The organism is Rhodococcus sp. NPDC047139 (genome assembly GCF_040643435.1).
Taxonomy (GTDB): domain Bacteria; phylum Actinomycetota; class Actinomycetes; order Mycobacteriales; family Mycobacteriaceae; genus Rhodococcus.
The window spans coordinates 196,960-219,434 of the sequence record NZ_JBEYUH010000002.1; the positions used below are offsets into that span (position 1 = coordinate 196,960).

A 22,475-nucleotide genomic window follows, 5' to 3' on the forward strand; every position below is an offset into this window, starting at 1 on the left:
TGCTACAGATTAACGCCCCTATTGTTACCGACATGTAAGCACAATGCTTCCGCAGTCGTGCGCGAGTGGACTGTCCTCGGTGGAACGTCTCGAACGTCCGACACAATGGGGGCGTGCGCAAACTGATTTTCGGTCTCGTCGTCTTGCTCGGACTCGCGGTCCTCGCCGATTTCGGGGCGGCGGCCTGGTCGGAATACCGTGTCTCACGTGCACTACGCGAGGGCGGGGTCCTCGAATCCGATCCTGCGGTCACCATCCACGGATTCCCGTTCCTCCTCCAGGCCCGGGAGGGTCACTACGAGAACGTCGAGATCGTGGCCGACCACGTCCACACCGATCTGCTCGGCGACATCACGGTCGAGGCCAACCTCATCGGTGCGCACGCCGAGGCCGGTGAACTCATCGACGGGTCGATCCGGACCGTACCCGTCGACCTGTTGTACGGCCGGGTGATGATCGACGCCACCGAACTCGGACAGCTTTACGGCATCCCTGACCTGCAGGTTTCTGCTCCTCCCGCGAGTAAGTCCGACGGCACCGGTGGGTCCGGCGGGTCCGGGCCGACCACGGCCGGCGGGGTCGTCCTCACCGGAACTGTTCCCGTCGGGCCGGTGGAGGCCACGGTGAGCGTCCAGGCCGATCTGGTCCTCGACGGCGACCGGGTTCATATCGTCGCGTCGGATCTGTACTTCGGCCCGGAGGGACGCGCCGACTACTCGGTTCCCGAGATCCTGAAGCCGACGGTGCTGGGGATGTTCACGACGACGATCGAACCGCAGAATCTGCCCTTCGGGGTACGGCCGACCTTCGTCGAGGCGCGCGGGTCCCGGATCGTCATCGAGGGTGAGGCGCGCAACGCAGTCATCGACCTGGCGACGGTGCAGAGTCCCGCATGATCGCAGTGATCGTCCTCGTCGTCGTGATTGTGGCCACAATCGCGGTCGGCACAGCCTTGCGGTCCAGGTCCGGACGCTTCCGCGCGGTCGATTCTCCCGACGGTGGCAACCTCGATCCGGACCTCGCGGCGATCGGTGTCGGCGTCCACCAGCCGATAGTGCTGCACTTCTCCGCATCCTGGTGCGGACCGTGCGCCGCGGTCCGGCGCGTGATCGGGCAAGTGCTCGAGCGCGCACCGGGAACAGCACGCGAGATCGAACTCGACCTCGACGAGAACCCTGTACTGGCAAGGAAACTCGGCGTCCTGTCGCTGCCCACCACATTCGTGTTCGACGCGAGCGGAAGCGAGCGGTTCCGTGTGTCCGGCGTCCCCTCCGCCGACGATCTGCGCGCAGTCCTCGCTGCGTTGTGAAGGCCGGGCTTCATTCCCCGGAAAGTTGGGCTAAACTCCGTCGCGTGCAGAACCGCTACGAGCTGATGCTCACCCGACGCCGCGCAGTCGATCTGTGCCGCCTCGGTGGTTGCTGCTGTCCCTGCTGCTGAACGTATCGGCGGGCTCGTCCCCATCCGGCGGTCCTCTCCGCCTCCACCGATACGTGCCCTCGCGGTCGTACATCGCCCTCCGTCCAGCGAATCGGATTTCAGCAGGAGCACCCCTATGTCCGTCTCCACTCGTGACACCCTCGGCCCACAGGTCGACGTGCGCGGCCCGCGTTTCGCGGCGTGGATCACCACCGGCGTCCTGATCGCCGTCCTGATCGTCGCTGCTTTCTCTCCCGTCGCCGCGGCCGCACTCCTGGCCCTGCAGACGGTCGTGTTCGCACTCGGAGCACTCTTCGGGCCCCGGCTCAGTCCGTACGGAATGATCTTCGCCCGATTCGCCGCGCCCCGACTCGGGCCCCCCACCGAGACCGAACCTGTGGCACCGTTGCGCTTCGCGCAGTCGGTCGGGTTCGTCTTCGCCTTCGCCGGTACCGCTGTGTTCTTCGCCGGCTCGACCGTCGTGGGCGCGGTGGCCGCCGGCTTCGCACTGTTCGCCGCGTTACTCAACGCAGCTTTCGGTGTCTGTCTCGGCTGCCGGATCCATCCGCTGATCGCCCGCATGCGCCGGGTATCCGCCTGAACGTCCGCATCGGTCCGACGACTTCGTCCGGCATGCAGTACTGCGTTTCCGTGGAGAACCAAACCGCTTCGGAACCCGGGCGCGTTCGATCACACCCAAGATTTTCCAACTGACCGGATCCCTTACGAAAGGAACCCCATGGCTCGCTCCGACGTCCTGGTCTCCGCCGACTGGGCAGAGCAGAACCTCGATGCCCCCAAGACCGTCTTCGTCGAGGTGGACGAGGACACCAGCGCCTACGACGGTGGCCACATCGAAGGTGCCGTCAAGCTCGACTGGCGCAAGGACCTGCAGGACGGCGTCCGCCGCGACTTCCTGAACCGAGAGCAGTTCTCCGAACTGCTCTCGCGCAAGGGCATCGCGAACGACGACACCGTCGTGCTCTACGGCGGCAACAACAACTGGTTCGCCGCATACGCCTACTGGTACTTCAAGCTGTACGGACACCAGGACGTCAAGCTCCTCGACGGCGGACGCAAGAAGTGGGAACTCGACGGCCGTCCGCTGTCGAAGGACGAGGTCACCCGCCCGGTCACCGAGTACAAGGCCGCCGAGCCCGACTACTCGATCCGCGCGTTCCGCGACGAGGTGATCGACTCGATCGGTACGAAGAACATCGTCGACGTGCGTTCGCCCGACGAGTTCTCCGGCAAGATCCTCGCTCCGGCCCACCTTCCGCAGGAGCAGGCGCAACAGCGCGGCCATGTCCCCGGCGCCATCAACATCCCGTGGAGCACCACGGCCAACGAGGACGGCACCTTCAAGTCCGACGAAGAGCTGGCGAAGCTGTACGCCGAGAAGGGCTTCGACGACAGCAAGGAAACGATCGCCTACTGCCGCATCGGTGAGCGCTCGAGCCACACCTGGTTCGTGCTCCAGGAGATCCTCGGCAAGAAGAACGTCAAGAACTACGACGGCAGCTGGGTCGAGTACGGCTCGCTCGTCGGCGCACCGATCGAATTGGAGGTTCACTGAATCATGTGTGGAGCACCCGTCCAGACCCAGTCCCTGCCCGCCGGCGTGGACACCGAGAAGGAAACCGTCATCACCGGCCGCGTCCTCGACACCGACGGTGAGCCCGTGGGCGGCGCGTTCGTGCGACTGCTCGACGGCACCGACGAGTTCACCGCCGAGGTCGTCGCCTCGGCAACCGGAGACTTCCGCTTCTTCGCGGCTCCCGGCGACTGGAAGATCCGCGCTCTGTCGCCCTCCGGAAACGGCACCGCCACCACGAGTCCCACCGCTCCCGGTGTGCACACGGTCGACGTGACGGTCTCGAAGTAGCGAGAACCCGAATACCGGCGAAGGGCTCTGCTCCCCTGGGGGCGGAGCCCTTCGTCGTACCGCGGCAGCAGCGGTCTAGAATGAGCGCGTGGTCATCTTCTTCGAAATTCTCCTGGTCGCCGCAGCGCTGCTCATCACCTGGTTCGCGCTGTACACCATCTACCGCGTAGTCTCCGACGGATCGTGACCGACGAGGGAGCGGGCGGCACGCGGCGCAGCGGTGACGAGGCGATCGCTCGGGCTGCCGAGCGCGCTCGCGCCACCGCCGATCTGAACATTCCCGTCCTGGCCGGGCTGCCGGGCGCCGAGGACACCGCGAATCTGCGGCTCGGCCCCGACCTCGATCCTGCCCTTCTCGCGCTCCTGCCACTGGTGGGGGTGTGGCGAGGCGAGGGCGAGGCCAACGATCCCGAGACCGGCGACTATCCGTTCGGGCAGCAGATCACCGTCGCACATGACGGCGGCCCCTATCTCGTGTGGGAGGCACGCTCCTGGCGCCTCGACGAGTCGGGTGCCTATGCGGGTGCGGATCGCCGGGAAAGCGGCTTCTGGCGCGTGTCCGGTACCGGCGCGGCCGACAGCGACGATCCCGAGACGCTCGAGCTGCTGTTGACGCACAGTTCCGGTGTCGTCGAGCTGTACTACGGCACCGCGCTCACGCAGTCGTCGTGGGAGCTCGCGACCGACGTGGTCATCCGCACCCAGTCCGGTGAGGTCGTCGGCGGCGCGAAGCGGCTCTACGGAATCGTCGAGGGCGGCGACCTCGCCTATGTCGAGGAACGCGTCACGGCCGATGGCGAGCTTCAGCCCCGGATGTCCGCCCGGCTGTCGCGTCACATCGGCTGACCGGGCGGACCGAGCACCTACCCTCGACCTTCTCGCCCGGATACCCGGTCGGGCAGTTCCGGCCCCCGGTTCTGCGTACCGTTGCCGCGTACCCCGACCGTCTCCGGGCCGTCCGCGTGCACCTTCTCGATTCCGGCGTCTTTGTCCTCGGTCTCGTCCGGGATGGCTCGCGTCTGGACCACGACCTCGGGAGCCGGTAGTTCCTGGGCCGCTTCGAGATCTTCTGCCGAACGCACCTCGGGCCACTGCCGGGTGACCGGCTCCGGACGCTCACCGAGGTCCTCGCGGATGCCGCGCACGAGGCTGTACATCATGACGAAGCCCATCACGAAGAACGGTAGACCCACCACCGTGATGACCTGCTGAAGAGCGTCGAGGCCGTCCTTGCCGGTAGCGACGAGCATGGTCGCTGCGACGAGTCCCATGAGCACCGCCCAGAACAGCCGCTGGTGGATCGGCGCCTTCTCCTCGTGCCCCGCGGCCATCATGTCGAGCACCATGGACGTCGAGTCCACCGAGGTCACGAAGAAGATCACCACCAGCAGGATCGCGATGCCGGACACCAGGCCGGCGAGTGGGAAGTTGCCGAGGAACTCGAACAGAGCACCAGGGATGTCGCCGTTGTCCACGACTCGTTCGACGAGACCGCCGTCGCCCTCGAGTTCGATGTGGAAGGCGCCCATCCCGAAGACGCTGAACCAGATCACCGAGAACAGCACCGGCAGGCCGAGCACACCGCCCACGAATTCGCGCACGGTCCGTCCCCGCGAGATGCGGGCGATGAAGATGCCGACGAAGGGGGACCAGGTGATGGTCCACGCCCAGTAGAAGACCGTCCAGGTGTTCTGCCAGCCCGAGTCGGCGAAGGTGTCGTTCCAGAAGGCCAGCCGGGGCAGGGCTTCGGCGTAGATACCGGCCGACTCGATCATGCCCTTGAGCAGGAACAGGCTCGGACCGGTGACGAGCACGAAGATCAGCAGCATCACAGCCATGCCGATGTTGAGATTCGACAGTCGCTTGATGCCCTTGTCGAGGCCGAGCGCCACCGACACGCCGGCGATTACCGTCACGACCGCGATGAGCGCGATCTGGACGATTCCTGATTCACCGATGTCGAACAGCTGCGCGAGACCTGCGTTGATCTGCAGAGTGCCGAGGCCGACGGAGGTCGCGACACCGAAGACCGTGCCGACGATCGCGACGACGTCGATGGCCTTGCCGATCGGGCCGTAGATGCGGCCTCCGAGAATCGGCGCGAAGATCGAGCTGACCCGCGGGGGCAGGTGCCGTTTGTAGATGAAGTAACCGAAGCCCAGGCCGGGCAGTGCGAAGATCGTCCAGGTGTGCAGGCCGAAGTGGTAGAGCGCGAAGCCCATGGCTTCTTCTGCGGCCTCCACCGATTGTGGCTCGACGTCCTGCATGGGCGGGTTCGCGAAGTGCGAGATCGGTTCGGCGACTCCCCAGAACATCAGGATGGTGCCGATACCCGCTGCGAACAGCATGGAGAACCAGGCCAGGTTCGAGTACTCCGGACGTTCGTCGGCGCCGCCGAGACGCACCCGGCCGTAATGGGTGAAGGCGATCCCCACGAGGAACAGCAGGAAGGTAGTGACCCCGAGGATGTAGAACCATCCGAGGTTCGTCATGATCCAGTTCGATGCGGCACTGAAGATCGAGTCGACGCTGTCGGTGAAGAGGATCGTGACTACGACGAAGAGAAGCGCGATGATCGCGGAAGAGAAGAAGACCCCCGGTGACGTGCGCAATCTTAACGAATCGTGAGCTTTTTGGAGTATTGGCACGAAGCGGGTGTACCCAGTGCGCCCGAAGTTCTACACCCGAAATGCCTAACTCGGGGCCTGTGGGACGACCGGCGCGACCGCCGGATGCGAGCGGCCCCCGAGCCGCGTCGCCGCGACGGTCGAACCGTCGGCGACCCGATCCGGACAGATCGGGAGCTCGGGGGCCGGGTGACCACCTGGGATTCGCCAGCCGCATGCGGTCGGTGAATTCCGTCCTCGCAAGCAGCTAGCGGGTAGCCACCTCACGCGTCCGAATATCAATCACTTTCAGACCACCTCCTTCCTCGTGTACCAGCGAAACTACGCTCCGTTCAGGGCGGTCGGCAACGCATTTTTCTCGACGCGAACAATCAGGTCGGCGGCGGTGCGGGAAGGCAGTCGGTGGGTGACCACGACGACGCTGCGCCCGGGTCGGACCAGGCCGTCCTCCCGGTCGAGTAGTCTGCGCTGCAGTATCTCTGCGGTCTCGTCGTCGAGATGTTCGGTGGGTTCGTCGAGCAACAGGATCTGAGAGGGTGACAACAGCGCCCGGGCCAGCAGGAGACGGCGGCGTTGTCCGCCCGAGACCGCGCGAGCGCCCGCGCCGAGGACGGTGTGGACCCCATCGGGGAGCCCGTTCACCCACTCCCCCAGCCCCACCTCGGCGAGGACCGTCCGCGCCTCGTCCTCGTCCACGTCGCCCCGGGCCACACGCAGGTTCTCCAGGATCGACGTGTCGAAGAGGTGGGCGTCCTCGGCGAAGAAGCCGACCTGTCGGCGCAGTGCCGCGGGGTCGATGTCCGCGACATCGACGTCGTCGAGCGTCACGGCGCCCTTCCGCGGTGCGAGCAGACCCGCGAGCGTCATGAGCACGGTGGTCTTACCGCTGCCGCTGCCGCCGACGATCGCGACGCGGCTCCCGGGGATCAGATCGAGGTCGACCGGTTCGGTGACCGGCCCGTCCGGCCAACCACTGCACAGACCGACAGCACGCAGCCGGCCGGGTCCGTCGGCGGATTCGGTGCCGTGTGCGACCGTCCGATCGGCGCGGTCGAGCAGATCGGTGATGCGATGTGCTGCCAGTCGCGCGCGGTTGAGGGTCTGCGCCGCGGCCGGAAGCACGGAGGTCGCCTCGAAGGCCGACAGGGGCAACAGCACGAGAATGCCGAGTGTCGTCGGGCTCATGGCAGCCGGAGCGGAACCGAAGACGGCGATGCCGACGAGAAGTGCGCCGAGTACGCTCGCGCCGATCGCGAGCGGCGTGGCCGCATCGGCGAAGGCCGCGGGAACCGCCGATCGGTCGGTTGCGCGCACGGAGCGGACGTTCGCGGCGCGGGCACGCCGGGCGAGCTGATCCAGCCGTCCCGCGACCCGCAGTTCTGCTGCGTGGTCCAGCACCGTGACCGCCTCCTCGGTGAAGCGGGTGCGGGCCGCATTCGCATCCGCGTCCGCACGAGCGGCGGCTCGGGCCGACAACCACGGCGCGAGGACACCGGCGACGAGCAGCGCCGCCGCGAGCACTGCGCCGGCGGCAGGAGCGATGACGGTGAGGGTCACGACCGCGGCGAGCGAGAGCACGCACGCGACCGCGATGGGCACGAGTGCACGCACCACGACGTCACCGAGGGCGTCGACGTCGGCGCCGGTCCGGGCGAGCAGGTCACCGCGCCCCAGGCTCAGCCCGGCGGCCGGATCACCGTCGGCCAGCCGGCGATACAGATTCGACCGGGCCGAGGTCGTTCCCCGCAGAGCGGTCTCGTGGGTGGCAAGGCGCTCGAAGTAGCGGAACAGCCCCCGGGAGATGCCCAGCGCCCGTACCGCGACGACGGCGACGGTCAGGTCGAGTACGGGCGGCATCTCCCAGGCACGCACGATGAGCCACGCCGACAGGCCGGCGAGCAGCAGGGCACTGCCCAGCGTCGCGACGCCGGCGAGGACGGCGAGCAGCACCCGCCGCGGTTCGAGTTCGAGCAGGGTCATTGCGCGCCGCAGGTCCTTCATCGGGTCCCCTCCGCGTGCGACGTCGCGTGAACGGTGACGATCTCGTCCGCGATCGCGAGCAGTGCGGGCCGATGCGCCACCACCAGCACCGTCCGTCCGGCCCGGGCGAGCGCGCGCAGGGTGGCCAGCACCGTGGCCTCGGATTCCTCGTCGAGATGAGCCGTGGGTTCGTCGAGCAGCAGGACGGGGCGTGGGGACGCGAGGGTCCGGGTCAGTGCCAGACGCTGTCGCTGGCCGAGTGACAGGCCGGCGCCACCGACGCCGACGACCGTGTCCCAACCGTCGGGAAGCTCTGCGAGCACGCTGTCGAATCCGGTGGCCGCGCAGACGTCTGCGAGTTCGGTCGTCGCCGGGTCCACGCCGGTCAGGCGCAGATTGTCGGCGAGCGTGCCGGGTATCAGGACCGGTCGCTGCGGAAGCCACGCCACCTGTGACCACCAGCTCTCGTCTGCCGGAACCGGCCGGCCGTCGACGGTGACCACCCCTTCGCTCGGCTCGGCGAGACCGAGCGATGCCAACAGGGCAGTGGATTTCCCCGACCCGTTGGCACCGGTGAACGCGGTGATACGACCCGGACGGCAGACCGCGTCGAGACCGTGCGGGGCGTTCCCGTCACGGCCCGGGACGCTCACACCGTCGAAGACGATCTCGCACCTTCCGGTTCGGCCGGAGTCGGGCGTGCTCACCGGATCACGCCGTGGGCGGCTGTCGCGTGACGCCGTATCGAGCACCCCGAAAGCCTTGTCGGCTGCGGCCATCCCGTTCTCCGCAGCGTGGAACTTGCTCCCCACCGTCCGTAGCGGAAGGTACGCCTCCGGCGCCAGGATCAACGCGATGATGCCCGCTTCGAGCGGCATCGAGCCGTACACGAGCCGCATGCCGATACTCACGGCGACCAGCGCAACCGACAGTGTTGCAAGGAATTCCAGCACGGTACCGGAGAGGAAGGCCACTCTCAGGGCCGACATGGTGGTCGCACGGTGCGCGTCGCCGAGTTCGCGTACACGGTCGGCCGGGCCCTTCTCACGTCCGAGCGCACGCAGCGTCGGGAGCCCGGCGAGCAGATCGAGCATCTGCGACGAGAGGGTGGTCATCGCACGCAGGGTGCGCTCGGCCTTGCCCTTGGTGAGCAGGCCGATGAGAATCATGAAAATCGGTATCAGCGGCAGGGTTACGAGGATGATGATCGCCGAGGTGAGGTCGTGCAGGGCGATGACCACGATCGTCACCGGTGTGAGGATCACGGCCAGCAGCAGCGCGGGCAGATAACCGGTGAGATATTCCTTCAGCCCGTCGAGCCCACGAGTGAGGACCACCGCGATCTCGTCACGTCGCGGATCGAGTTCTCTCGGAGGGAGTCCCGCTGCAGCGTCCAGGACTTCGTGTTCGAGTTCTGCGACGACGCGCGTCGCGGACCGGTGTGCGTACCGCGACTGCAGCCACGTCACGACGACCCGCACGACGATGGCCGCTGCGAGGATCGCCAGTTCGGTCGTCCAGTCGGAGACGGAGCGGGCGTCGGTGGTGATGACACCCGCGAGCACCCTGCCGATCATCAGTGCGGTGACGACGACCATCACGACATCGACGATCGAGGCAGCCACGGTGAGGACGAGATATCCACGCGCCGCAGCCGAATAGCGCCACAACCGTGCATCGACCGGTCCCCGCCGACGCGCGGACGCGTCGGCGGGGGCGATATGTGTTGCGGCAGAACGGACGCCGGGCGTCACCGCTGTCACTTCGAGCCGATCTTCAGACCGATCGAGTTCGGGATGTGGTCGGTCGAAATACGCTGGCGGAACACCCAGTACGTCCAACCCTGGTAGAGCAGGACGACGGGCGTCATGATCGCCGCGGCCCACGTCATGACCGTCAGGGTGTACGAGCTCGACGACGCGTTCTCGATGGTGAGCGACCACGCGGGGTCGAGCGTCGAGGGCATGACGTTCGGGAACAGCGAGGAGAACAGCAGCACCACGGTGGCGGCGATGGCCACGGTGGTGAACAGGAACGCCCAGCCCTCACGCTCGACGGCGGTCAGTGCGACCACCGCGATCAGCGCGACTGCCGCCACCGCGGCGAGGAGGATCGTCCAATCCTTGCCGTAGGCGAGCTGGGTCCAGACCACGAACCCTCCCGCCACGACAAGCGTGGGAACGGCCAGTTTGCGGGCCAGCGCCACCGCGTCGGTCCGGACCTGCCCGTCCGTCTTGAGGGCGAGGAAGACAGCACCGTGCAGCGCGAAGACCAGTGCCGTCGTGACGCCACCGAGGAGGGCGTACGGATTCAGCAGGTCGAAGAATCCGCCGACGTACTGCTTGTCCGCGTCGATCGGGACTCCACGCACGATGTTGGCGAATGCCACACCCCACAGCACCGCGGGTACCCACGAGCCGAAGATGATTCCCCAGTCGCAGCGTCGCCGCCACTTCGGATCGTCGATCTTGCCGCGCCACTCGATCGCACACACCCGCACGATCAACCCCAGCAGGATCAACAGGAGCGGAATGTAGAACCCGGAGAAGAGGGTCGCGTACCACTCCGGGAACGCCGCGAACAGCGCCCCTCCCGCGGTGATGAGCCAGACCTCGTTGCCGTCCCACACCGGGCCGATGGTGTTGAGCAACACCCGGCGCCTGGTGTCGGCCTCGACGGTCGCGCCGCGTCCCAGCACCGGGAAGTGCATGCCGACACCGAAGTCGAACCCTTCGAGGATGAAGTAGCCGGTGAACAGAACCGCGATGAGAATGAACCAGATTTCCTGAAGTCCCATGTCCGCCCACTCCTAGTACGCGAAGGACAGCTGTTTCGGCTGCGTGTCGTCGGTATCGTCGTCGGAGCCGGGGGGCTGGGCGTCGTGCGGTTGCGGGCCCTCCATCGCATACTTGCGGATGAGCCAGAACCACACGAGACCGAGCGCCGCGTAGACGACGGTGAACGCGATCAGCGAGGCCAGGACCGTCAAGGGTGCGTGATCGGAAACGCCCTGGTCGACAGTGAGCCGGACCATGTCGACGCCGGTCGGGTTCGGGTGCACCACCCAGGGCTGACGTCCCATCTCGGTGAAGATCCATCCTGCGCTGTTCGCCAGGAAGGGCGTGGGGATGGCGAGGAGCGACAGCCATTTGAACCAATTCTGGTCGGGTACTCGTCCCCCGCGGGTGACCCACAGACCGGCGACGGCGAGCGCCGCGGAGCCCACCGCGAGACCGATCATCGCGCGGAACGACCAGTAGGTGACGAAAAGGTTCGGCTTGTAGTTGCCCGGACCGAATTGCTGCTCGTATTGCGCCTGCAGATCCTCGACACCCTGCAGTGTCACTCCGTCGAGGCGGCCTTCCGCCAGGTACGGGAGCACGTAGGGCAGTTCGATCACGTGGGTGACGCCGTCGCAGTCGTTGTGCGTGCCGATGGTGAGAATCGAGAAGTCTGGATCGGTCTCCGTGTGACACAACGATTCCGCCGAAGCCATTTTCATCGGCTGTTGCTCGAACATGAGCTTGGCCTGGATGTCTCCGGTGACGAACAACCCGATGCCGGAAATGATCATGACCAGCAGGCCGAGTCGCGCGGCGGGGCGGAACAGCCCCCGGGCGTCGTTCTCGAGCTGCTGTGCCTCTTCGGGCTCCGAAGCACGGAGTGCGGCGGAACGTCGCATGTTGCGGACCATCCACCAGCCTGCGATACCCGCGACGAAGGTGCCGGCAGTGAGGAATCCGCCGGTGACCGCATGGGGGAAGGCCGCGAGTGCGGTGCTGTTGGTGAGCAGTTCCCAGATGCTCGACAGTTCGGCACGTCCGGTCTCGGGGTTGTAGACGGCGCCGACCGGGTGCTGCATGAACGAGTTCGCCGCGATGATGAAGAAGGCAGAGGCGTTCACGCCGATCGCGACGAGCCAGATAGTCGCCAGGTGAAGAAGCTTCGGCAGTCTCGTCCAGCCGAAGATCCACAGGCCGAGGAAGGTCGATTCCAGGAAGAACGCGACGAGACCTTCGAGGGCGAGGGGCGCTCCGAAGACGTCGCCGACGAAGCGGGAGTACTCGCTCCAGTTCATGCCGAACTGGAATTCCTGCACGATGCCGGTCGCGACACCGAGCGCGAAGTTGATCAGGAACATCTTCCCGAAGAACTTCGTGAGGCGGTACCAGTGATCCTTACCGGTGGCCACCCACATCGTCTGCATGATCGCGACGAGCGGTGCTAGGCCGATCGTCAGCGGCACGAAGATGAAGTGATACACCGTCGTGATCCCGAACTGCCACCGGGACAGATCCAAGACGTCCATTGCCACTCCGAGGTGAAGCCCGATTCAGGCACAAATCCGTAGCGTGGGCGGCGCTGCGGTTCTCATTTCGCAAAGTCGTGCCGGCACCGCCGCACCGGCGTTGCTACTACCGAATGTAGTAGCGGATCCGCGAAGTGGAACTCGTTCGTGTCGCCCGACACATCGGATTCACGTCACACAGCTACGGATCTACTCCAGCGTAGACCCGCCCCGGCCGGTCAAGAAGCGGCTTCGACCGCCTCGTCGACCAAGTTCTCGACCTCACCGGGCGCCACGCGCCGGACCAGCGAATGCCCGTCGAGGGTGTGCACACGCGCCGCCAGAGCCACGCTCGAGATCAGCCAGACTCCATCGGCAACGATGAGGTCGGCGGGTCGCAGCGGTTCGTAGCGGACCGCGAAATCCCGCTCACCGGCCATGTCGAACAGCGCCTGCTGGGTCGTGCCGGGCAGAATGCCCTGCTCCGGTGGCGGCGTGATCAGCGTCCGACCGCGGGCGATCAAGACCGTCGAACGCGGGCCTTCGAGTACGTAACCTTCGGCACTGACGAAGATCACGTCGTCCGCACCGACCGACTCCGCATGTCGCAACGCCGCCATGTTCGTCGCGTAGGAGAGCGTCTTGGCCCCCAGCAGCTGCCACGGCGCCTTCCGCGCCAAGTCGATCGAGAATCCCCGCTCCAGGGTCACGACCGATACACCGTCACGCCGGGCAGTACCGACCCGCTCGGCCACCGGAGTGACGAGGAGGAAGCTGGTCGGTGCGTCGCCGCCCTCGCGACCCCTCGTGTACACCAGACGAAGGACGCCTTCCTTCTCGGCGCCCCACCTCTCGAGCGCTACGTCGATGGCCAGTCGCCAGTCGTCGCGGTCCGGCTCGGGCAATTGCACAGCCTCCGCGGAGGCTACGAGACGAGCGAGATGGAGTTCGAGTGCGCACGCCCTGCCGTTGCGCACAAGCAGCGTCTCGAAGACCCCGTCGCCGCGAAGAACACCGAAATCGTCGGCATACAGAAGGGGCGCGTCCGCATCCCTCACCTCACCGTCCAGCGTCACCAGCACCCGCTCAGCCATGCCGCTCAGCCTAGCCACTGGCAGACCCATCGGCCGGTTCCCCATAGACTGATGTCGTGACCGAGTCTCCTATCGTGTCCGAAAGTGCCCTGCTCGCCCTTCCCGGCGCAGTCGCCTCGCCTTCCGGCGGGCCCGATGCCGGAGTTCCCTGGCATTACGGCGACCCACTCGGCGAACAACGTGCTGCCTCGACCGGAGCCGCCGTGGTGGACCGGTCCAACCGCTTCGTCATCGCGATCTCCGGCGACGAACGCCTGAGTTGGCTGCACACCATCTCCAGCCAGCACGTCGCCACGCTCCCCGACAGTAGGTCCGCCGAGAATCTCAGCCTCGACGCCAACGGCCGCGTCGAACACCACTTCGTGCAGACCGACATCGACGGCGTGACGTGGATCGACACCGAGGCCGGCCGGGGACCCGACCTGCTCGCCTTCCTGAAGAAGATGGTCTTCTGGTCGAAGGCCGAACCCCGCGACGGTAACGAACTCGCGGTGCTGACCCTCCTCGGCCCCGAACTGCACCGTCCCGCGGTTCTGTCGGCGCTCGGCATCGACGCACTACCGACCGAGCCTTACACGGCCGTCGCCCTGCCCTCCGGAGGGTTCGTCCGGCGTATGCCGTGGCCCACCGAGCACGCCTTCGACCTCCTCGTTCCGCGCCACACACTCACAACGACCGTCGGTGCCCTGAAGGATGCGGGGGTGCGTCCCGCCGGCAGTTGGGCCTTCGAGGCACTGCGGGTCGAAGCCGTACGTCCCCGGATCGGTGTCGACACCGACGACCGGACCATCCCGCACGAGGCGCGCTGGATCGGCGGACCGGAACAGCACGGCGCCGTGCACCTGGACAAGGGGTGCTACCGCGGTCAGGAGACCGTCGCGCGGGTCCACAATCTCGGCAAGCCCCCCCGACATCTCGTCCTGGTGCATCTGGACGGCTCCGCCGACGGTCGCCCCGAAACAGGCGACGACATCACCGCCGGAGGCCGCACGGTCGGCCGGATCGGCACCGTCGTCGATCATCACGAACTCGGGCCGATCGCGCTCGCACTCGTCAAGCGCACCATCACCCCCGGCACCGCACTCGTCGCGGGACCGTGCGCAGCCTCGATCGATCCCGATTCCGTTCCTCCGGACGACGGGATCCAGGCAGGAAGGGCGGCGGTCGAGCGATTGCGCGGCCGGTGATCGCGCGGGCCTCGCGACCGGCAGTCGCGGCGGGCACGGTCGCAGCGGTGTGTGTGGTGCACACGCTCCACGAAACCGGACTACGACGCAATCCTGTCACCGCAATCGACAAGCGTCCCGTCCACGGGCCGGTACACGTCGGCGAACTCGGTCTGGCCGGCGACCGCCAATGCGACACCCTCAATCACGGTGGCCGCTTCAAAGCCGTCTACGCCTACTCACAGGACGAGGCTCAGCGGTGGGGCAGCGAACTGGGAAGGGAACTGCCCATCGGATGGTTCGGTGAGAACCTTCACGTCGCCGGCGTCTCCCCCACCGACGCCGTGATCGGTGAGCGCTGGCGCGTGGGTGAGAGCGGGCCGCTTCTCGAGGTGACCGGACCGCGCACACCGTGTAGAACCTTCGCGATGCGGTCGGACGAGGACGACTGGGCTTCACGTTTCACTGCGCGCGGCGACTGCGGCGCGTACCTCGCGGTCATCACCGGCGGACCGGTACGCGCGGGAGACACGATCGTCGTCGAGCACGTCCCCTCCCACGGAGCCACGGTGCGCGATCTGTTCACCGGGCAAGGTCACGAGCGGGTCGCCGCCATGCTCGGGCAGCAGACCGACCTCGCTCCCGAGGTCGCCGACAAAGCTCGTCGACTCGTGGGACGGGCACGGAAGGGAGAGACCCGTTGAGCGTGGAATTGGTCGAGGTGGTGCGTTCCGGCTTCCGGGAATGCGTGCACCGCGGGTCGCTGATCGTGCTGGATCCGGCCGGCGAGGTTCTGGTCTCGCTCGGTGAGGTGCACACGCCGATCTACCCCCGTTCGTCGAACAAGCCCCTGCAGGCGGTCGCCCTACTGCGCGCCGGCTTCGTTCCGCGCGATTCTGCGGAGCTTGCGATCGCCACGGCGTCGCACGAGGGAGAGGCCGACCACATCGAGGCCGTCGAGCAGGTCCTCGCCGGGGCCGGATTCGACGAGAAGGACCTGCGCTGCCCTCCGGATCTGCCGGGCAACGAACTTACGCGCGCCGAACTCCTCGCGGCCGGACGCCCACCTCGATCGATCTACATGAACTGTTCGGGCAAGCACGCGGCGATGCTCGCGGCGTGCGCGGCGAACGACTGGGACACCGACGGCTATCTCGACTCCGGCCACCCGCTGCAGCAGATCGTCACGGAGACGATCCTCGAACTGACCGGCGACATCGAGGACACCGACCTCGGCATCGACGGGTGCGGCCTTCCGATCGTGCCCGTCCCGCTGTTCAATCTGGCGCGCGCCTACGCGCGACTGGCGACCGCCGAGGCCGGCACTCCCGAACGCGCCGTGGCGGATGCGGTGCGCGAGCATCCGTTCCTGATCTCCGGCACCGGCAAGGACGACCTGAAGCTCATGCGCGCGGTGCCCGGCCTGCTGTGCAAGGCGGGTGCGGACGGGGTCCACGCCGGAGCTCTGCCGGACGGCACGTCCTTCGCTTTCAAGATCGACGACGGGCACGAGCGGGCTCGGCTTCCGTTGACAGCGGCACTGCTCCACCGCCTCGGGGCGAGTGCCGCCGCGACCTCGGCCGTCTTCGATTCCGAAAGGCTGGCCGTTCTCTCGTCGGCACCGGTCTCCGGCGGCGGCGTGCGAGTCGGCACCATCCGGGCCGTTCCGGGGGTGTTCTGAAGGGCATCTTTATCACATTTCAACAGCATCAGCGCAGGTCGGGTCGTTATGAGCCGTAACGGATACCGGCCCACCCGGGTGTGTGGAGGCGCAACCGAACTTTCCACGCTAAAGTGGGCGACAGGAAAATACTCAACACACCGGGGCCGCCACTTTTCCCCAGGCCGCCCCGTCAAAGCGCGAGGGGGTTGGCCATGGGCCGCGGCCGGGCTAAGGCAAAGCAGACCAAGGTTGCACGGCAACTCAAGTACAGCTCGCCGTCCACCGACTTCGAGAGCCTCCAGCGAGAGCTGTCTGGCGGAGCAACCAACTCGCAGCGGGACGAAGTCTTCGCAGAGCAGCGTTCCGGATGGGACGACGACTACGACGACGACTGGCGTCGCTGATCCACTTCTTCTCTCCGGCGGAGGGGGAGGCCGACATTCGGCTCCCCCTCCGCCGGTGATGTGGTCGGCGTTCGACGCGGGGCCGGACAGCGCTCCTTTCCGTCCGCAGCCTCCGAGTTTGCGACTTACGAGTCCGTAATACGGCAACACGCCGAAAGGCCGGTCTCCCACTAGTTGTGGGACCGGCCTTTCGTCGTGCTCGTGTGCCGCTTCTCAGAACCGCGGATGATCTCCGAGCAGCACGGCGCGTTCGTCCGCACCATCCTGCGCCTTGCGGACCGTGCCCAGCGTCCAGCAGTCGATATGGCGGGCCGTGAGCACTGCCAGAGCCCGGTCGACGTCTTCGGGAGCCACGATCGCCACCATGCCGACGCCCATGTTGAACGTCTTCTCCATCTCGGCCCGCTCGACCCGCCCGCGCTGCGCGATGAGCCCGAACACCGGAGCCGGGCTCCACGTGGTGCGGTCGAGTTCGGCGACGAGACCCTTGGGCATCACACGCGCGAGATTCGCGGCGAGACCACCACCGGTGACGTGACAGAAGGTGCGCACCTCGGTCTCCGCAGCGAGCGCGAGGCAGTCCTTGGCGTAGATGCGGGTCGGCTCGAGCAGTTCCTCACCGAGCGTGCGACCGAACTCGTCGACGTGCGCCGTCAGGCTCATCTTGCCGATGTCGAGCAACACCGTGCGGGCGAGCGAGTAACCGTTCGAATGCAGACCCGACGAACCCATCGCGATCACGACGTCGCCGGGACGCACACGCTCGGGGCCGAGCAGTTTCTCCGCCTCGACGACGCCGACGCCGGTTGCGGACAGGTCGTAGTCGTCCGCGGCCATCACACCCGGATGTTCGGCGGTCTCACCGCCGAGCAGCGCGCAGCCGGCCTGGACACATCCCTCGGCGATGCCGGCGACGATCTCCGCGACCCGCTCCGGCACGACGCGGCCGACGGCAATGTAGTCCTGCAGGAAGAGCGGTTCGGCGCCACAGACCACGAGGTCGTCGACGACCATCGCGACGAGGTCGAGACCGACCGTGTCGTGCTTGTCGAGGGCCTGCGCAACCGCGAGTTTGGTACCCACACCGTCGGTCGAGGCCGCGAGCAGTGGCTCCTTGTATCCGTCCTTGAGTGCGAACAGACCGGCGAACCCGCCCAGGCCGCCCATGACCTCCGGGCGGGTGGCCCTCTTCGCGTGCGGGGCGAACAGTTCGACGGCTCGGTCACCGGCCTCGATGTCCACGCCCGCCGCGGCGTAGGAAGCTCCGGGGGTTGCGTCCTCGGTCATGAGTTGTCGGCTCCAGCCTCGAGTTGTGTCTTGTCGTGAATATTGGCTAACTGCGGGTCCGGCACCTGTGTCCGGGCATGCGAACGCACACCGAACCGCGCCGACCGCGGCACTTACGGTACCCGACCAGCTTCTACGGCCGACTGAGAACGTCCGCGTTGTCGTTGTCCAGCACCGTCGGGGTGACCGAATCGGTGTCGACGACGCCTTCGAGGACGTTCTTGCCCACCGCGTGCTCCTTCGGCAGTTCGATCGGGTAGTGACCGTCGAAGCACGCGGCGCACAGTCGCGATGCCGGTTGTTCGGTCGCGCCGATCATCCCGTCGATGGAGATGTACCCGAGCGAGTCGGCGCCGATGGAGCGGCGCACCGTCTCGACCATCTCGTCGTAGTCGTGTCCGTCGTCGTTGTTGCGGTCGCGTGTGCCCGCGCCGTTGGCGATCAGTTCGGCCGGCGAGGCGAAGTCGATGCCGTAGAAGCACGGCCACTTGACCGGCGGAGAGGCGATGCGAACGTGGATCTCGAGGGCCCCGGCCTCACGCAGCATCCGGATCAACGCGCGCTGGGTGTTGCCGCGCACGATCGAGTCGTCCACCACGACCAGCCGCTTCCCACGGATCACCTCGCGCAGCGGATTGAGCTTGAGCCGGATACCGAGTTGCCGGATCGTCTGACTGGGCTGGATGAAAGTGCGCCCCACATAGGCGTTCTTCATCAGCCCCTGTCCGTACGGCAGTCCGGAGCCCTGGGCGTATCCGACGGCCGCCGGAGTGCCCGATTCGGGTACCGGGATGACCAGATCGGCGTCGATAGGGTGTTCCTTCGCGAGCCTGCGGCCGATCTCCACCCGTGCCGCGTGCACCGAGCGACCCGCGATGGTCGAGTCCGGGCGCGCGAGATAGACGTACTCGAAGACGCAGCCCTTGGGCTCGGGATTGGCGAACCGCGACGAGCGCACACCGTTGGCGTCGATCGCGAGCAGTTCACCGGGTTCGATGTCGCGGACGAAGGAGGCGCCGACGATGTCGAGCGCAGCGGTCTCGCTCGCGACCACCCAGCCGCGGTCGAGTCGTCCGAGGCACAGTGGCCGGATGCCCCACGGATCGCGGGCCGCGTAGAGGGTGTGCTCGTCCATGAACGTCAGGCAGAACGCGCCGCGGAGCTGCGGGAGCAGCTCCATCGCAGCCTCTTCGATCGTGCTGCTGCGGGCTCCGTGAGCGAGCAGCGCCCCGACCGTGTCCGAATCCGAGGTCGCCGCGCCGGGCCGCGTCGGATCGAGTACACCGAGACGGCGGCCACGTTCGGCGAGTTCTGCGGTGTTGACGAGATTGCCGTTGTGGCCGAGCGCCACACCCGAGCCCGAGGCGGTGGTGCGGAAGATCGGCTGCGCGTTCTCCCAGGTGGTGGACCCGGTGGTGGAGTAACGGCAGTGGCCGATAGCGATGTGACCGGTCATAGCGGCGAGCGTTTGCTCGTCGAAGACCTGGCTGACGAGGCCGAGGTCCTTGAAGACGAGAACCTGCGAACCGTCCGCAACGGCGATACCGGCGGCTTCCTGCCCACGGTGCTGCAGCGCATAAAGGCCGTAATACGTGAGCTTGGACACGTCCTCGCCGGGAGCCCACACTCCGAACACACCGCACTCTTCGCGCGGTTCGTTCTCGGGTTCTGTAGAGGCGAGAAGATTACGTGTGTGGACCGACAGATCGGCACTGGTCACGGACGTGCTCCCTGAGGCTGGACAAGCGGGGCCTCACTCATTCTACGGCCAGTACGGGGAGCTCCAGCCCACGCACCCCGCCGCTGCGGTGCTGCCCGGCTCCGCCGGGGGTCAGAGCCGGGCGAGCGGAAGCAGCCGACCGATCTCCGCTGCGCGCCCGCCGGAGGCCTCCACAGACCCCGCGGCCACCGCCTCGTCGAAATCGACGCCACCGACGACCATCCGCAGCCACGTGCGCGGATCGGTCTCGACGACGTTCGGTGGGGTCCCGCGCGTGTGACGCGGCCCTTCGATGCACTGGACGGCCACGAACGGCGGCACCCGTACCTCGACGCTCGCTCCGGGCGCGATCTGCTCGAGTGTGCGGGCGCTCAGCCGCACCGCGGCCGCGAGATCGGCACGGGAGGGCTTCTCGTCGCTCTCTCCCGTCACCCACAGGCTGATCCGTTCGAGGACCGCCCGCAGCTCGGCGGGATCGACGGGTCTACGCGGTGCCATGTCACCGCAGCCTAGCGGCGCGTCTCGCGATTCTCGGCGTCCGGTCTCGTCGCGATACCGACCGCGACCGCGCCGCCGGCATTGATCGCCAGATGCGCCAGCATCGGCGCCACGACACTGCCGGTGCGTCGCCGCATTTCGTCGAACGCAACACCGCTCAGGGCAGTGAGTACGACGGTTCCGGGAACCGAATCGCCCGCATGACGGGCGGGCAGCACATGCCACAGCCCGAAAGCGGCGGCCCCGAGTACACGACCCCACCGGCGCGAGGCGCGGCGCGCGAGCGCATACAGCACCGATCGGAACATCAGCTCTTCTGCCAGGACGGTCCCGAACGGAATGTGCACGAACACCCATTCGGTGTGGTCGGCTCGTCGCGCGCCCGCCGCCATCCGTCGTCGCGCGGCCGGGACGGCGAGCATCACCGAGTAGGCCACGGCCGGCACCACCGCCGACGCAGTCCCCCACAGCACGCCCTTGCCCGGTCTACGCCAGCCGAGTTCGTCCGCGGAGACACCGGCCGCGCGGGTCACCGCGGCGAGAGCGATACCTACCAGCGCATTCGCGGCCGCCCTGCCTCGCGGAGCAAGATCCGCCGCCGGTAATACGAGGTTGTTCCATCCGACCAGCGCGGCGGCACATGCCAGCGCTGTCTTCGACGACGAACTCACTTCTCGGGTCCGTCATCGCCCGCGTACACCTCGATGGCTGTGCGCACCCGTTCGGTGTCGGCCTCGGTCCAGCCGTCCGGCTGGGTGATCGCGACCCAACCGTCGAGTACCGACGTCCCGTAGTTGTGGCCGTGCCCGTCGGGCACTCCCGCCGCGTTGGTGAGATCGGCGGAGACCTGCCAGAAGGTGACGAAGGGGAACCACCGCATATGCGGCAGACGATCGGATCCCGGCGGTTCCTCGAGCCAGTCGGGACGGGAGAACATCAGATCCGGCGACCACCACACCACGGGATCCGAGGCGTGCTGGATGTACAGCACCCGGGGATCGAGCCAGGGCGTGTCGGGCTCGAGGATCGTCTCCCGGCTGTCGGCGAAGCGCACGACCAGGCCGTCCGCGTAGACCGGCCGCACCTCGGTGGCGCCGGGGTCGCGGCGATCGACCAGTTGCCGCCACAGCCGGTTCGAGTTCGGGGGCCCGACCCACAGCACCCCGTCGATCTCCGCCCGGATCTCGGCGAGACTGTCGAAGGCACCTTCGCCCGACTGCGTGCCCAGGCTCTCGCCGTACAGGAACAGTTGCGGACGATCGTCCTCGGGCAGTTGAGACCATCGCTCGTGTACGCGCTCGATCAGCAACTTTCCTGCGGCAGCGGCCTTTTCACGATCGGCGAGGAATGAGATCCAGCTCGGCAGGTAGGAATACTGCCACGCCACCATGGCCAGGTCACCGTTGTGGACGAGTTCCATCGCACGAGCGGCAGTCGGGTTGACCCAGCCCGTTCCGGTGGTGGGAATCAGCACGAGCACGGACCGGTCGAACGCGCCTGTCCGCTCGAGTTCGGCGACGACCAGCTCGACGCGTTCCTCCGGTGTGGGTGCGGTCTCGAGGCCGACGTACACCCGGATCGGTTCCTGGGCGGGGGGACCGTTGACCGCGGTCAGTTCCTCGGCATCGAGTCCTCGGGAGACGAAGTTCCGGCCCTCGTATCCCAGGGTTTCCCACCCGGCGAGAGATTCGGGGCTGCCCGACTTGGCGGGATCGACCGGCTGGACGGCACCGGGGCGCGTGGTTTCGTCCCGCACGCTGAATGCCTGGTTGAAGAGGAAATAGGTGCCGCGGACGAGTATGCCGTCGATGAGCATGAACGTCACGAGCACGACGAGGAGAACACCCAGCGTGCGGGCCAGACCCAGCGGCATCCTCGTCCGCCGTATCAACTTGGCCGCCACCCAGCGACCGACATCCCGCAGTCCGCGCCACAGCCCGACGAGTGCGGCCGACACCGCAAGACTCAACAGAATCGTACGGAGATAGCCGCCGGTGGTGCTGCCTTCCTCCCCCATCAGAGCGGCCAGCTCGCGCTGGTCTCGGGCGGACAGCACCAGTGCGACGAGCGCTGCGAAGACAGCGGCGACAGGCACCGCCACCCGGACAGCGCGCAGAACGGGCAGGGACGGGGGCCACCACGGAACCCGCACGAGCACGAACCGGGCCACGGCCCAGCCCACGACGCAACCGACTCCGTACCCCACCGCCGCGTTGATGCCGCCGATGATCCCCTGGAACAACCAGTCCCGCGGGAGCAACGACGGCGTCAACGACCAGCAGAAGAACAGCGCGGCGAAGGCGATCCCGGTGTAATCCAGGCTCAGCCAACCCCAGATCCGAGCGGTCAGTGGATAACGGCCACCCAACTCGGCGACCACGGCGATGATGCGGCCCTGCCGGGCCGCGAGCGCCGCCAGCCGATCGACCTGGGTCGCCGGCACA

The 22,475-nt window shown here is 67.2% G+C and carries 22 protein-coding genes; 11 read left to right on the plus strand and 11 right to left on the minus strand.

Going from position 1 to position 22,475, the window contains the following annotated elements; all coding sequences use genetic code 11:
• The first annotated feature begins 113 nt into the window (after positions 1–113).
• The 6 genes from ABZ789_RS03090 (at position 114) to ABZ789_RS03115 (ending at position 4,150) form a co-directional block, all read left to right on the plus strand.
• Positions 114–896 carry an LmeA family phospholipid-binding protein gene (locus tag ABZ789_RS03090; RefSeq protein WP_358418722.1) on the plus strand — a complete coding sequence of 261 codons (783 nt, stop codon included), beginning with the start codon at positions 114–116 and terminating at the stop codon, positions 894–896.
• A complete protein-coding gene (locus ABZ789_RS03095; protein ID WP_358418725.1) occupies positions 893–1,309 on the plus strand; it encodes a thioredoxin family protein in 417 nt (138 codons plus the stop codon). The genes ABZ789_RS03090 and ABZ789_RS03095 overlap by 4 nt, the downstream gene beginning before the upstream one ends.
• A 246-nt stretch (positions 1,310–1,555) precedes the next feature.
• Positions 1,556–2,020, plus strand: a complete 465-nt coding sequence (locus ABZ789_RS03100) for a DUF4395 domain-containing protein (protein WP_358418728.1) — start codon at positions 1,556–1,558, stop codon at positions 2,018–2,020.
• 138 nt (positions 2,021–2,158) lie between these two features.
• On the plus strand, positions 2,159–2,995 hold the full coding sequence (locus ABZ789_RS03105; RefSeq protein WP_358418731.1) for a sulfurtransferase: 837 nt from the start codon (positions 2,159–2,161) through the stop codon (positions 2,993–2,995).
• Positions 2,996–2,998: 3 nt separating this feature from the next.
• Complete coding sequence (locus tag ABZ789_RS03110; RefSeq protein WP_358418733.1) at positions 2,999–3,304, plus strand: DUF1416 domain-containing protein; 306 nt, start codon at positions 2,999–3,001, stop codon at positions 3,302–3,304.
• 183 nt (positions 3,305–3,487) lie between these two features.
• Complete coding sequence (locus tag ABZ789_RS03115) at positions 3,488–4,150, plus strand: FABP family protein (RefSeq protein ID WP_358418736.1); 663 nt, start codon at positions 3,488–3,490, stop codon at positions 4,148–4,150.
• Between the two features lie 17 nt (positions 4,151–4,167).
• On the opposite strand, the gene ABZ789_RS03120 is transcribed toward ABZ789_RS03115, so the two are convergent.
• Entirely contained in the window at positions 4,168–5,850 is a 1,683-nt protein-coding gene (locus ABZ789_RS03120) for a BCCT family transporter (RefSeq protein ID WP_358419217.1), read from the minus strand.
• Between ABZ789_RS03120 and ABZ789_RS03125 the strand changes: the two genes are divergently transcribed.
• A complete protein-coding gene (locus tag ABZ789_RS03125) occupies positions 5,795–5,932 on the plus strand; it encodes a hypothetical protein (protein ID WP_358419237.1) in 138 nt (45 codons plus the stop codon). The two genes, ABZ789_RS03120 and ABZ789_RS03125, sit on opposite strands and share 56 nt — an antisense overlap.
• A gap of 320 nt (positions 5,933–6,252) precedes the next feature.
• Here ABZ789_RS03125 and cydC read toward each other — a convergent pair whose 3' ends face one another.
• The 5 genes from cydC to ABZ789_RS03150 all read right to left on the minus strand — a co-directional run bounded on the left by cydC (position 6,253) and on the right by ABZ789_RS03150 (position 13,293).
• The gene (gene cydC, locus ABZ789_RS03130) at positions 6,253–7,932 is read right to left on the minus strand and encodes a thiol reductant ABC exporter subunit CydC (RefSeq protein WP_358418739.1); all 1,680 of its coding nucleotides are present in this window, start codon (positions 7,930–7,932) and stop codon (positions 6,253–6,255) included.
• Positions 7,929–9,665: a thiol reductant ABC exporter subunit CydD gene (gene cydD / locus ABZ789_RS03135; RefSeq protein WP_358419220.1), complete on the minus strand. Its 1,737-nt coding sequence runs from the start codon at positions 9,663–9,665 to the stop codon at positions 7,929–7,931. Before cydD ends, cydC begins: the two co-directional genes overlap by 4 nt.
• Before the next feature lie 5 nt (positions 9,666–9,670).
• Entirely contained in the window at positions 9,671–10,708 is a 1,038-nt protein-coding gene (cydB, locus tag ABZ789_RS03140; RefSeq protein ID WP_358418742.1) for a cytochrome d ubiquinol oxidase subunit II, read from the minus strand.
• 12 nt (positions 10,709–10,720) lie between these two features.
• Entirely contained in the window at positions 10,721–12,220 is a 1,500-nt protein-coding gene (locus ABZ789_RS03145) for a cytochrome ubiquinol oxidase subunit I (protein ID WP_358418745.1), read from the minus strand.
• Positions 12,221–12,438: 218 nt separating this feature from the next.
• The gene (locus tag ABZ789_RS03150; RefSeq protein WP_358418748.1) at positions 12,439–13,293 is read right to left on the minus strand and encodes an aminodeoxychorismate lyase; all 855 of its coding nucleotides are present in this window, start codon (positions 13,291–13,293) and stop codon (positions 12,439–12,441) included.
• A 56-nt stretch (positions 13,294–13,349) separates the two neighbouring features.
• On the opposite strand from ABZ789_RS03150, the gene ABZ789_RS03155 reads away from it, so the two are divergent.
• The 4 genes from ABZ789_RS03155 (at position 13,350) to ABZ789_RS03170 (ending at position 16,526) form a co-directional block, all read left to right on the plus strand.
• Positions 13,350–14,480, plus strand: a complete 1,131-nt coding sequence (locus ABZ789_RS03155) for a folate-binding protein YgfZ (RefSeq protein WP_358418751.1) — start codon at positions 13,350–13,352, stop codon at positions 14,478–14,480.
• Between the two features lie 56 nt (positions 14,481–14,536).
• A complete protein-coding gene (locus tag ABZ789_RS03160) occupies positions 14,537–15,163 on the plus strand; it encodes an MOSC domain-containing protein (protein WP_358418754.1) in 627 nt (208 codons plus the stop codon).
• Entirely contained in the window at positions 15,160–16,140 is a 981-nt protein-coding gene (locus ABZ789_RS03165) for an asparaginase (protein ID WP_358418757.1), read from the plus strand. Before ABZ789_RS03160 ends, ABZ789_RS03165 begins: the two co-directional genes overlap by 4 nt.
• Positions 16,141–16,334: 194 nt before the next feature.
• Positions 16,335–16,526, plus strand: coding sequence for a DUF3073 domain-containing protein (locus tag ABZ789_RS03170; RefSeq protein ID WP_006551813.1), 192 nt, complete (start codon positions 16,335–16,337; stop codon positions 16,524–16,526).
• A gap of 213 nt (positions 16,527–16,739) precedes the next feature.
• On the opposite strand, the gene purM is transcribed toward ABZ789_RS03170, so the two are convergent.
• The 5 genes from purM to ABZ789_RS03195 form a co-directional block, all read right to left on the minus strand.
• On the minus strand, positions 16,740–17,813 hold the full coding sequence (gene purM, locus ABZ789_RS03175) for a phosphoribosylformylglycinamidine cyclo-ligase (RefSeq protein ID WP_358418761.1): 1,074 nt from the start codon (positions 17,811–17,813) through the stop codon (positions 16,740–16,742).
• A gap of 133 nt (positions 17,814–17,946) precedes the next feature.
• Positions 17,947–19,533 carry an amidophosphoribosyltransferase gene (purF, locus tag ABZ789_RS03180; protein WP_358418764.1) on the minus strand — a complete coding sequence of 529 codons (1,587 nt, stop codon included), beginning with the start codon at positions 19,531–19,533 and terminating at the stop codon, positions 17,947–17,949.
• Positions 19,534–19,644: 111 nt separating this feature from the next.
• Positions 19,645–20,031, minus strand: a complete 387-nt coding sequence (locus ABZ789_RS03185; protein ID WP_358418767.1) for a sterol carrier family protein — start codon at positions 20,029–20,031, stop codon at positions 19,645–19,647.
• An 11-nt stretch (positions 20,032–20,042) separates the two neighbouring features.
• A complete protein-coding gene (locus ABZ789_RS03190) occupies positions 20,043–20,702 on the minus strand; it encodes a CPBP family intramembrane glutamic endopeptidase (protein ID WP_358418770.1) in 660 nt (219 codons plus the stop codon).
• On the minus strand, positions 20,699–22,474 hold the full coding sequence (locus ABZ789_RS03195) for an alpha/beta hydrolase (RefSeq protein WP_358418773.1): 1,776 nt from the start codon (positions 22,472–22,474) through the stop codon (positions 20,699–20,701). The genes ABZ789_RS03190 and ABZ789_RS03195 overlap by 4 nt, the downstream gene beginning before the upstream one ends.
• Between the last annotated feature and the right edge of the window lies 1 nt (position 22,475).

Coding starts and splice junctions, on each gene's coding strand:
- ABZ789_RS03095 (WP_358418725.1), top strand. CDS start 893: ATGATCGCAGTGATCGTCCTCGTCGTCGTGATTGTGGCCACAATCGCG.
- ABZ789_RS03100 (WP_358418728.1), top strand. CDS start 1,556: ATGTCCGTCTCCACTCGTGACACCCTCGGCCCACAGGTCGACGTGCGC.
- ABZ789_RS03105 (WP_358418731.1), top strand. CDS start 2,159: ATGGCTCGCTCCGACGTCCTGGTCTCCGCCGACTGGGCAGAGCAGAAC.
- ABZ789_RS03110 (WP_358418733.1), top strand. CDS start 2,999: ATGTGTGGAGCACCCGTCCAGACCCAGTCCCTGCCCGCCGGCGTGGAC.
- ABZ789_RS03125 (WP_358419237.1), top strand. CDS start 5,795: ATGATCCAGTTCGATGCGGCACTGAAGATCGAGTCGACGCTGTCGGTG.
- cydC (WP_358418739.1), bottom strand. CDS start 7,932: ATGAAGGACCTGCGGCGCGCAATGACCCTGCTCGAACTCGAACCGCGG.
- cydB (WP_358418742.1), bottom strand. CDS start 10,708: ATGGGACTTCAGGAAATCTGGTTCATTCTCATCGCGGTTCTGTTCACC.
- ABZ789_RS03145 (WP_358418745.1), bottom strand. CDS start 12,220: ATGGACGTCTTGGATCTGTCCCGGTGGCAGTTCGGGATCACGACGGTG.
- ABZ789_RS03150 (WP_358418748.1), bottom strand. CDS start 13,293: ATGGCTGAGCGGGTGCTGGTGACGCTGGACGGTGAGGTGAGGGATGCG.
- ABZ789_RS03170 (WP_006551813.1), top strand. CDS start 16,335: ATGGGCCGCGGCCGGGCTAAGGCAAAGCAGACCAAGGTTGCACGGCAA.
- purM (WP_358418761.1), bottom strand. CDS start 17,813: ATGACCGAGGACGCAACCCCCGGAGCTTCCTACGCCGCGGCGGGCGTG.
- ABZ789_RS03185 (WP_358418767.1), bottom strand. CDS start 20,031: ATGGCACCGCGTAGACCCGTCGATCCCGCCGAGCTGCGGGCGGTCCTC.